The 10,662-nt window shown below is 64.2% G+C and carries 8 protein-coding genes; all 8 read left to right on the forward strand.

What is annotated here, in order from left to right:
• Positions 1-852: ABC transporter permease (locus AC0AP0_RS05310; RefSeq protein ID WP_490429620.1), on the forward strand; the 852-nt coding region annotated here is incomplete at its 5' end.
• 11 nt (positions 853-863) lie between these two features.
• Entirely contained in the window at positions 864-2,858 is a 1,995-nt protein-coding gene (locus AC0AP0_RS05315) for a dipeptide ABC transporter ATP-binding protein (protein WP_211120796.1), read from the forward strand.
• A gap of 37 nt (positions 2,859-2,895) precedes the next feature.
• Complete coding sequence (locus tag AC0AP0_RS05320) at positions 2,896-3,744, forward strand: DUF3710 domain-containing protein (RefSeq protein ID WP_490429621.1); 849 nt, start codon at positions 2,896-2,898, stop codon at positions 3,742-3,744.
• A 4-nt stretch (positions 3,745-3,748) separates the two neighbouring features.
• Positions 3,749-4,435 carry a DUF3159 domain-containing protein gene (locus AC0AP0_RS05325; RefSeq protein ID WP_463603181.1) on the forward strand — a complete coding sequence of 229 codons (687 nt, stop codon included), beginning with the start codon at positions 3,749-3,751 and terminating at the stop codon, positions 4,433-4,435.
• Positions 4,428-5,714, forward strand: coding sequence for a class I SAM-dependent RNA methyltransferase (locus tag AC0AP0_RS05330; RefSeq protein WP_490429625.1), 1,287 nt, complete (start codon positions 4,428-4,430; stop codon positions 5,712-5,714). The genes AC0AP0_RS05325 and AC0AP0_RS05330 overlap by 8 nt, the downstream gene beginning before the upstream one ends.
• 1 nt (position 5,715) lies before the next feature.
• On the forward strand, positions 5,716-6,360 hold the full coding sequence (locus tag AC0AP0_RS05335; RefSeq protein ID WP_490429622.1) for a hypothetical protein: 645 nt from the start codon (positions 5,716-5,718) through the stop codon (positions 6,358-6,360).
• Positions 6,344-8,830, forward strand: a complete 2,487-nt coding sequence (locus AC0AP0_RS05340; RefSeq protein WP_490429623.1) for an HAD-IC family P-type ATPase — start codon at positions 6,344-6,346, stop codon at positions 8,828-8,830. Before AC0AP0_RS05335 ends, AC0AP0_RS05340 begins: the two co-directional genes overlap by 17 nt.
• Positions 8,831-8,941: 111 nt before the next feature.
• Positions 8,942-10,662: aconitate hydratase AcnA (acnA, locus tag AC0AP0_RS05345; RefSeq protein ID WP_490429624.1), on the forward strand; the 1,721-nt coding region annotated here is incomplete at its 3' end.

The raw sequence follows: 10,662 nt of genomic DNA on the forward strand, positions 1-10,662 counted from the left end.
CCCACCAGTATGTGGGCCGACGCCTGGAAGACCCTGAGGCGCAACCCGCTCTTCATCATCTCTGCAATCCTGGCGATTGTGGTCATCCTGGTGGCCCTCTTCCCCAACCTCTTCGCCAAGCAGGACCCCATGGCCTGCAACCTGTCCAACTCCGTGGAGCCAGGCCGACCGGGACATCCCTTCGGTTTCGACCTGCAGGGCTGCGACGTCTACAGCCGCGTCATCCACGGTGCACGGACCTCGGTGGCCATCGGCATCATGACCACCATCCTGGTCACCGTCTTCGGCGGACTCATCGGCGCAATCGCCGGATTCTTCGGGGGCTGGGTTGACGCAGTGCTCAGCCGCATCACTGACATCTTCTTCGCGATCCCCATGATCCTGGGTGCCATAGTGCTCCTGCAGATGTTCCGTACCTCCACATCACTGTGGAAGATCATCCTGACCCTGACCCTCTTCGGCTGGGTCAACATGGCACGTATCACCCGAAGCGCCGTCTTGGAGGCCAAGAACCTGGAGTTCAACACTGCTTCCACAGCCCTGGGCTCCACGCCCTTGCGCAACCTCTTCCGGCATATCCTGCCCAACTCACTGGCCCCGGTCATTGTCATGGCTACCATGTCGCTGGGTAGCTACATCGTCTCTGAGGCCACTCTGAGCTTCCTGGGCATCGGCCTACCCTCCACCGTGGTCTCCTGGGGAGGGGATATCTCGACGGCCCAGAGCCTCCTGACCACCAATCCCTCGGTCCTCTTCTATCCCTCCGCAGCCCTGGCCATCACTGTGTTGGCCTTCATCATGATGGGTGACGCGGTCAAGGATGCGTTGGATCCCAAGAGCAGAACGGCCTGAGTGGAGGAAGCATGACTGAAGCAGACAAGAACATGACCACCAATCAGCAGCAGCCTCTGCTCGACGTGAGGGACCTGCAGGTGGACTTCACCGCCGATGGGCGCACTGTTCACGCAGTTCGTGACGCCTCCTTCAACGTCTACCCCGGTCAGTGGGTGGCCATCGTGGGGGAGTCCGGCTCGGGCAAGTCCACCTCGGCCATGGCTGTGCTTGGTCTTCTGCCTGGCACCGGCAAAGTGACCGGCGGCAGTATCCGACTCAAGGGTCGCGAGCTGGTGGGCTTGGACCGCAAGGACTACGAGGCACTACGCGGCTCCCAGGTAGGCCTGGTCCCGCAGGACCCCATGAGCAATCTGAACCCGGTCTGGCGCATCGGTTCCCAAGTCAAGGAGGCGCTGACCGCCAACCACATGGATGTCTCCCGGGAGAAGCGCTCCCGGCTGGCCAAGGCTCTGGCTAGCGACGAAGAGGTGAAAGTAAAGAAGTCTGACGACGAGCTCTTCATCTCCTCCAAGGACCTGCCTGGTCTGCTCGAGGCCGCTCGCCAGGCCCTGAGCGACGCCGGGGTTGCCGACGTGGACAAGACCATGGAGGCCATGAAGGCCGAGTGGGATGTGGGTTCCGAGACCCGATGGGGTGTGGCCAAGTCCCTGATCGACGCCGGTGTGAATGACGACAAAGCCTGGACGCTGGCCAAGGAGCATGTGACCGGATCGGATATGGATGACCGTATTGCCGGTCTGCTGTCGGAGGCCGGGTTGCCCGAGGCCGCAACCAGGGCACGGCAGTATCCGCATGAGTTCTCCGGCGGCATGCGCCAGCGCGCCCTGATCGCTATCGGCCTGGCTTCCCGCCCTGACCTGCTGATTGCGGATGAGCCCACCAGCGCCCTGGATGTGACGGTCCAGAAGAGGATTCTGGACCACCTGCGCAGCCTGACCGAATCCCTGGGCACCGCGGTGCTCTTCATCACCCACGACCTGGGTCTGGCAGCCGAACGCGCCCAGCACATCGTGGTCATGTACCGGGGTCAGGTGGTGGAGTCAGGGCCTAGCCTGGAGGTCCTGCAACACCCCCAGCACCCTTACACCAAGCGGCTTGTCCAGGCTGCGCCCTCGCTGGCCTCCCAGCGCATCATATCCGCCAAGCAACGTGGTCAGGATGCCGAGGGGTTGCTGGAGCATCATGTCAAGGGCGAGAGCACCCTGGAGCGCAGCGAGCACGTCATCACTGTGGAGCACTTGACCCGCGAGTTCAGGCTGCCGCGTCGTAAGGAGATGTTCAAGGCAGTGGACGACGTCTCCTTCTCGGTCAAGCGGGGAACCACCCTGGCCATCGTAGGGGAGTCCGGCTCGGGCAAGTCCACCGTGGCCAACATGGTGCTGCACCTGCTCAAGCCCACCTCGGGCCGGGTGACCTACGAGGGCCAGGACATCGCCGACTTCGGCAGCCGTCAGCTCTTGGAGTTTCGGCGGCACGTGCAGCCGGTCTTCCAGAACCCTTACGGCTCCCTGGACCCCATGTACTCCATCTACCGATCCATTGAGGAGCCCCTGCGCATCCACAAGATCGGCAACGCCAAGTCCAGGCAGAAGCGGGTCAAGGAGCTGCTGAACATGGTGGAGATGCCCGAGTCGGTCATGGGGCGCTATCCCAACGAGCTTTCCGGCGGTCAGCGTCAGCGCATAGCCATCGCTCGGGCCATGGCCCTGAATCCGGATGTGATCATCTGCGACGAGGCCGTCTCCGCCTTGGACGTGCTGGTCCAGGACCAGGTGCTGCGGCTGCTCAACGACCTTCAGGCCGAGCAAGGTCTGAGCTACCTGTTCATCACCCACGATCTGGCCGTGGTCAGGCAGATCGCCGACGAGGTGGTGGTCATGCAGCACGGCCGGCTGGTGGAGCACGCCACCACCGACGAGGTCTTCGACCATCCGCAGCGCCAGTACACCAAGGATCTGCTGGACGCGATCCCAGGCGGTAAGCTGCGCTTGGGTCTCGACTAGGTATCCTTTGCACAGACTCACAAGGAAATGAGGCATCATGGGATTGTTCGGTTTCGGCAGGAAACGCGCCAAGAGGCAGGCCGAGGAGGACGTCAAGGATCAGGAGGATAAGTCTAAGGAGCTCGACAAGTCCAAGGACGCTGAGGAATCCACTGAGCAATCTGATCTGACGTCAGAGACGGATCGTGACGAGACGGCTGCGGAGCAGGACGAAGCCGAGCAGAGCGGCCAAGGCCCTTGGGACAGCATGGATCCCGAGGCCCCCGATACCGATGAGTATCTGGACATCGGCGCCCTGATGCTTCCCTTCCTGCAGGGCAGCGAGCTGAGGCTCAAGGCCAACTCGCAGACCGGCGACGTGCTGGGAGCCACCATCACCTATAAGTCTTCCAGTCTGGAGTTGGAGCCCTTCGCTGCCCCCAAGTCCCTAGGCCTGTGGGACGAGGTTCGGGCCGACCTGCTAAAGGCCAACCCCTCCTGCAAGGAGGTGGACGGCGTCTTTGGCAAGGAGCTGACCCTGCCTGTCAAGGTCAAGGGCAAGAACCTGCTGACTCGGGTGGTGGGCATCGACGGACCCCGTTGGATGCTGCGTGGCATCTTCTCCGGCCCGGCAGCCAAGGGCGGCAAGGAGAAGGATGTTCTTGACGGTTACCTGGCCGACCTGGTGGTGGTCCGTGGCGATGAGCCTCTGGCCCCTCGTGACCTGGTTCCCATGCATGCGCCCATCACCCCCAATCAGCGCCGCGGGGAAGCTGAAGACTCGGAGTCCAAGGACGATGAGAGCGCGCAGATCCCTGGCAAGCCGGAGGGGCCCTTCGACTCGGACCAGCAGACCGAGGTGAAGACCACACTGTCTCGCGGACCCATGTTCTCGGAGGTTCGCTAAGGCTGTGAAGCAGAAGCATTCCGGGCTGGCAGCGCTGGCCGACGACGATTTCTCCGTCATGGAGGCCATCGGCGGATGGCGGGGGATCGTCGAGTCCTTGCTGCCAGGACTGGTATTTCTGCTTTTCTTCCTGGTGACCGGCCGTCTGGGTCTGACCGTTGCGGTTTCAGCAGCCCTGGCCCTGTTGCAACTCTTGATTCGTCTGGTCCAGCGGCAGTCTTTTCTGGGAGCTCTGACCGGTTTGCTCTCGGTGGGCATCTGCTTGGTGGCTGCATGGTTGACCCGGGATGCCCGCAACTATTACCTGCCAGGATTCCTGACCAACGGATTCTGGATTATCGTTTTGGCCGCCTCACTGCTGGCACGGATGCCCGGCATAGGCCTGCTGGTGGAGTATTTGCGCCGACCCGTCGTCTCAGGCTGGAAGCAATGGCTGGCCTCCTGGCGGGGCGAACCTGATCTGATTCGGGCCTATACCCAGGCCACCTTGGTCTGGATCGCCGTTTTTGCGCTTCGTCTGCTGGTTCAGTTGCCGCTCTACATGGCCGGCTCCGTCGGGTTCCTCGGCGCAGCGCGTTTGATCCTGGGCCTGCCCCTGTTTGCTCTGGGCATCTGGATCAGCTGGCTGCTGATCGGAGGCCCTTATCATCGTCGCCAGGTCGACCAGGAGGTCCATGCCGATCATGACTGAAACCAGGGTTCGTCTGCGCATCGAACGCTATGCCGACCAGGGCCGTTGCGTGAGCCACTTGGAGGACGGCCGGGTGGTCTTCGTCCGCTTTGCCCTGCCTGGGGAGCTGGTGGAGGTTCTTTTGGACGAGCCTCACGGCCGAGCCGGTAGATTCGCCACAGGCGAGATCACTCAAGTGCTGGAGGCCAGTCCTGACCGCCGTGAGCCAGTCTGGCCCCTGGCTGGACCGCTGGCCTGGGGAGGAGGACTGGGCGGCGCCGATTTGATTCACGTGAGCCTTCCCGGTCAGCTGGCTTGGAAGGCCGATTTGATCGGCCAGCAGATGGCCCGGCTGGGTGGGGTGGATGTCCAGGTGCCTGTGGCTCGGGTTCCAGGCGATGAAGAGTTGGGCGGTCTACACTGGAGGACCCGAATCGAGCTGGTGGCCGACGAACAGGGCCGTCCCTCCATGCGTCGGCGGGGTTCGCATGACCGTCTACCGATTCAGACCATGCCCCTTGCTACGCAGGAGTTGCTGAAGCTGGCCGAGGACCTGGGTATCTGGGAAGGCGGCCTGCCCGCAGGAGCCCGTATACGTCTGGCTGCGCCCCAGCCGCGCGACGGGGGACCGATTGGCGACAACTACGCCCTACTGGTCAATGGCCGTCTGCGCCAGGGGAGCCGCCTGCTAACAGAGCGGTTGGAGGCAGGGACGGGACCTGAGTACCGGGTCCAGGCTGACGGATTCTGGCAGGTTCACCGTCAGGCTCCAGTCGTGCTGGCCAGGGCGGTATCGGACCAGGCTAAGAGGGCCCTGGCTGGGGTCGCTGAGCCGGTCATCTGGGATCTTTACTGCGGATCAGGTCTCTTCACCCTGCCCCTGGCTTCCCTGGCGGACGGACGAGCCCGGCTCCTGGCTGTGGAGGGTTCCGCCGGAGCCATTGCCAGTGCGAAAAACAATGTGAAACGGGCTGGACTGGACCGAGTGGTCCTGCGTCGAGGTGATGTGGCCAAGGTTTTGACTGGAGGTCCGCCCAAGGGACTGGGCCATCCCGACCTGATCCTACTTGATCCTCCTAGAGCCGGTGCCAAGGCTGCGGTCTGTCGACTGCTGGCCGCCAGCGGGGCTGGGACCATCATCTATGTGGCCTGCGATCCGACCAGCCTGGCTAGGGATACGTCCACCCTGATTTCCCTAGGCTATAGTCCCAAGCATCTTGAGGCCTTTGACATCTACCCGATGACCCACCACGTGGAGACGGTGGCGGTCTTCACCCGCACGGCGGGAAGGCGGCGCTGACTTGAACCGCGCCGGGCGGGTCTTGGCAGTGGTCAGGCGGCTCTGCGGTCTGTTGATTGTGGTCGCTCTGTTGGTAGGCCTGTCCATGCTGACCGGCTGTGCCCCAAAGGACAGGGCCGTGGGCGACTCCTGGAATGATGGCACCGTGCCCCATGACGGTGTCGATCGCTCCGACATACTAGTGGCTTTGATTGGCTGCCCGCAGACAGGTGACAAGGACCCAGATGCCGGTCTTGACAGCCGCATCCTGGCATCGCTGAAGGCGGAGCGTATAAAGGGCTATTTCTCCTCAGCGCAGTCCACTAGCGATCAGCAGGATGGGGTGCAGGATGCCGTCAACCGCGGGGTGAGTCTGATTCTGATTCGCCAACCTGGAGCTGGCGACTGGAGCTCGGCTCTGAAGGCGGCCCGAAAGGCGGGTATCCCTGTGGTGGAGTTCGCTCAAAGCGCCAAGGCTTGGACCCCTGACCCAGGTAGGCTCTACTATGCGGCTACGGTCCATCCGGTGGATTCTGCTGGGCATCCGCACGCGCCCTTGCTGGCAGACGCCCTGCAGACCATTGTGGACGACGGACCGCATGCAAGGATCATGGCCGTGCGCCTGAGCGCCGACCGAGAGGGGGCCGAGGATGAGCACAGGCAGTGAGCAAGAGCCGACAGTGGGCACAGGCTTTCCTGACACTGACCGGCCGGGGCTAAGCTCGCAGGAGGTGGAGCAGCTGAAGGCCCAGGGTCTGGTCAACGTCTCCCAGGACCAAACCTCGCGCAGCCTGGGCCAGATTATCCGTGACAACGTCTTCACCCTCTTCAACGGGATCATCCTGACCGCCATGGTGGTGGTCCTGCTGACCGGGCAGTGGAAGGACGCGGTCTTTGGCCTGATCATCATCATCAACACCGGCATTGGCGTGGCCACTGAGCTCAAGGCCAAGCACACCCTGGACGGGCTGTCCATCCTGGTGGCCTCCGATTACACGGTGCGCAGGGATGGGCGCAACCTGACCGTGCCCCACGATGCCATCGTCAAGGGGGACCTGCTCTGGATCCGCTCCGGGGACCAGGTGCCCGCAGACGCGCAGATCATCGACACCTACGGTCTGGAGCTGGACGAGTCCATGCTGACCGGTGAGTCGCGCACAGTCAAGCACAAGCCGGGCGACCAGGTCTACTCGGGTTCCACAGCCGTCTCGGGCATGGCTCTGGCCCAGGTGACCGCCGTGGGCGCCGACTCCTACGCCGCCACGCTGACGGCCAAGGCCAAGGTCTACAAGAAGGTTCGCTCTGACCTGAACGAGGGCATCAACACCATCCTCAAGGTCATGACGGTAGTGGTCATTCCCCTCTGTCTGCTGCTCATCTTCACCCAGATGCGGACCGTGGGCGGCTTCCAGACGGCGCTGGCCACGGGAGCCTGGCGGCAGGCTGTGGTGTCTGCCGTGGCCGGTGTTGTGGGCATGATCCCCGAGGGTTTGGTCCTCTTGACCTCCCTGAACTTCGCCCTGGCCGCCATCCGCCTGGCCCGGGATCAGACCCTGGTCCAGCAGATGGAGTCCGTGGAGACCCTGGCCAGGGTGGATGCCCTGAATCTGGACAAGACCGGCACCATCACCGACGGGGGCATCGTCTATGACGACCTGCACCAGCTGGCCGAGGATCTGCCGGCACAGCAGCTCCGGCAGGCCCTGGTGGACGTCTGCGCAGAGGAGAGCCCCAACGCCACCGGCCGTGCCATCCTCAAGGGGATGGATGATCCGCACCCCGGCAGAGCCGTCAGCCGCCTGCCCTTTTCCTCGGCCCGCAAGTGGAGCGCCGTGGCCGATCAGTCCGGGCGGATCTGGTACTTCGGCGCCCCGGAGGTGCTCCTGGCATCCCAGGCGGGTAGATGGCCCCAGGTGGATCAGCAAGTGGCCGACCTAGCCGACCGCGGCTACCGGGTGCTGATGCTGGCCGCCCCCAATGGGTATCCGAGCACCGACCAGTCTGACTACTTCACCAGCAGTCCCGATCTGCCCGGGAACCTGAAGCCCCTGGCCCTGATCACCTGCTCTGAGCACATCCGCGACGACGCTGCCGAGACCCTGGCATGGTTCCGTCAACAGGGCGTGCGCTGCCGGGTCATTTCGGGCGACAACCCGGCCACGGTGGCGGCCATCGCCAGCAAGGTGGGTCTGACCGGCGACCGGGCACCCCGGGCCATGGATGCCCGTCAGCTGCCCGAAGACACGGCAGCTCTGGCCGAGGTCCTGGAGGACGTGGACGTGCTGGGCCGGGTTCTGCCCGACCAGAAGAAGGCCATCGTCCAGGCCCTGCACCTGAAGGGTCACACAGTGGCTATGACCGGCGACGGGGTCAACGACTCCCTGGCCCTCAAGGAGGCGGATCTGGGCATCGCCATGGGCAATGCTGCGGCCGCCACTAAGGCCGTGGCCCAGCTGGTCCTGGTGGATTCGCGCTTCTCCCATCTGCCTGACGTGGTGGCCCGGGGTAGGCAAGTCATGGCCAACATGGAGCGTGTGGCCGGCCTCTTCCTGGTCAAGACCGTCTACTCGGCCCTGATCTCCCTGGGCGTGGTCCTGACCGGCATCCCCTTCCCCTACCTGCCACGGCACATCACCTACATCGGCGCCCTGACCATCGGCACACCGGCCTTCTTCCTGGCGCTGGCCCACAACACCAGGCGCTACCGGCCCGGCTTCCTCAAGCGGGTGGTTACCTTCGCCCTGCCCTCGGGCATCGCCACGGCTTTCATTGTGCTGGCGGCGGCCTGGAGCCTGCCCGGTCTGTTGGACCTGAACCTGGCTCGGCCTGGGGATCTGGGACGCTGGCGGTCCGTCTGCGCCATCATTCTCTTCTGCATGGGCGTGCTAGTCCTGACCCAGGTGGCCCGACCTCTGCGCTCTTGGAGGGGCCTGCTGGTCCTCTTCTTCGCCGCAGTCGGAGTGATCGGAGCCCTGATTCCCATAGTGGCGCAGTTCTTCGCCATCAGTCTGCCCACCGGTCCTGCCCTGGCCGCCACCGTGGCCTTCGCCCTAGTTGGTGCTCTGCTCATGGTCCTGGCCGTCCTGGGCTATCCAGCATGCGCACGTTACATCCGGCAGGTAACACATGGGCGCTAAGAATGAACCTCAAAAGCACAGATAAGCGTCGCTGACGGTTTGGGGCTCTCCCGCCGCCGGTCCACATGGGCGCAAGGACTAATGCCTGAGCGTTCAAGGAAGGGGTTGTGCATGTCAGAATCCGCACAAGATGCCGGTCGTTCCAAGCTCAAGGTGGGCTCTGAGGAGTTCGAATACTACCGGATCAGCGATTTGCCGGGGATCGACCACCTGCCCTACAGCCTGCGCATCCTGGCCGAGAACCTGTTGCGGCACCAGAACGGAACCACGGTGACCCGCGACCAGCTGGATCAACTTCTGGACTGGGACCCCAAGGCCCAGCCCGACAGGGAGATCCAGTTCAGCCCCGCCCGGGTGCTCATGCAGGACTTCACCGGCGTGCCCTGCATGGTCGACCTGGCCACTATGCGTGATGCCGTCAAGGCCCTGGGCGACGATCCCTCCCTGGTCAACCCGCTCATCCCCGCGCAGATGGTCATCGACCACTCCGTCCAGGTGGACAGCTCGGGCGTGCCCGGCGCCCTGGAACACAACATGGACATGGAATACCAGCGCAACAGTGAGCGCTACCGCTTCCTGCGCTGGAGCCAGCAGGCCTTCCAAAACTTCCGCGTGGTGCCCCCGGGCACCGGCATCATCCACCAGGTCAACCTGGAGTATCTGGCCCAGGTGGTCATGCGCAGGGACAGGACCCAGGGGGAGGGGCCGGCCCTGGTCTATCCGGACTCCTGCGTGGGCACCGACTCCCACACCACCATGGTCAACGGCCTGGGCGTGCTGGGGTGGGGCGTGGGCGGTATCGAGGCCGAGGCGGCCATGCTGGGCCAGCCAATTTCCATGCTGGTGCCCCAGGTCTTGGGCTTCAAGCTGACAGGATCCATTCCCGAGGGGGTCACCGCCACCGACGTGGTGTTGACCGTGACCCAGATGCTGCGCGAGGTGGGCGTGGTCGGTCGGTTCGTGGAGTTCCACGGCAAGGGCCTGGCCCAGGTCCCGCTGGCCAACCGGGCCACCCTGGGCAACATGAGCCCCGAGTTCGGATCCACCTGCGCCATCTTCCCCATCGACCGAATCACCCTGGACTACCTGCGTCTGACTGGCCGCAGCGACGAGCATGTGCGCCTGGTGGAGGCCTATGCCAAGGCCAACGGCTTGTGGATGGACCCGGAGGATGCCGACTGCCCCGAGCCCGAGTATTCCCAGGTGCTGGAGCTGGACCTGTCTACGGTGCGGCCATCCATCGCCGGCCCCCGGCGGCCCCAGGACCGCATCCTGCTGGACCAGGCCCAGCAGACCTTCCATCGGGACCTGAAGGATTACAGCGACCAAGGCAGGGACGCAGACAGCCAGGCCGTGCCGGTCAGGAAGGCCGACGGCAGCGAGTTCAGCCTGCGGGACGGGGATGTGGTCATTGCGGCTATCACCTCATGCACCAACACCTCCAACCCCTCGGTCATGGTGGCTGCTGGTCTTCTGGCCCGCCTGGCACGCGCCCGCGGCCTCAAGCCCAAGCCCTGGGTCAAGACCTCATTGGCTCCTGGCTCCCAGGTGGTGACGGACTATCTGAACCGGACCGGCCTGAGCGAGGACCTGGACGCCCTGGGCTTCGAGCTGGTCGGCTACGGCTGCACCACCTGCATCGGCAACTCCGGCCCCCTGGACTCGGCCATCCACCAGGCCATTGTCGACCACGATCTGACGGTGACGGCCGTGCTCTCGGGCAACAGGAACTTCGAGGGGCGCATCAGCCCGGACGTGAAGATGAACTACCTGGCCTCGCCGCCCCTGGTGGTGGCCTACGCCCTGGCCGGCACCATGGACTTCGACCCCTG

It is taken from the genome of Bifidobacterium sp. POST2/T3 (B1), from assembly GCF_058197115.1.

Coding starts and splice junctions, on each gene's coding strand:
- AC0AP0_RS05315 (WP_211120796.1), top strand. CDS start 864: ATGACTGAAGCAGACAAGAACATGACCACCAATCAGCAGCAGCCTCTG.
- AC0AP0_RS05320 (WP_490429621.1), top strand. CDS start 2,896: ATGGGATTGTTCGGTTTCGGCAGGAAACGCGCCAAGAGGCAGGCCGAG.
- AC0AP0_RS05330 (WP_490429625.1), top strand. CDS start 4,428: ATGACTGAAACCAGGGTTCGTCTGCGCATCGAACGCTATGCCGACCAG.
- AC0AP0_RS05340 (WP_490429623.1), top strand. CDS start 6,344: ATGAGCACAGGCAGTGAGCAAGAGCCGACAGTGGGCACAGGCTTTCCT.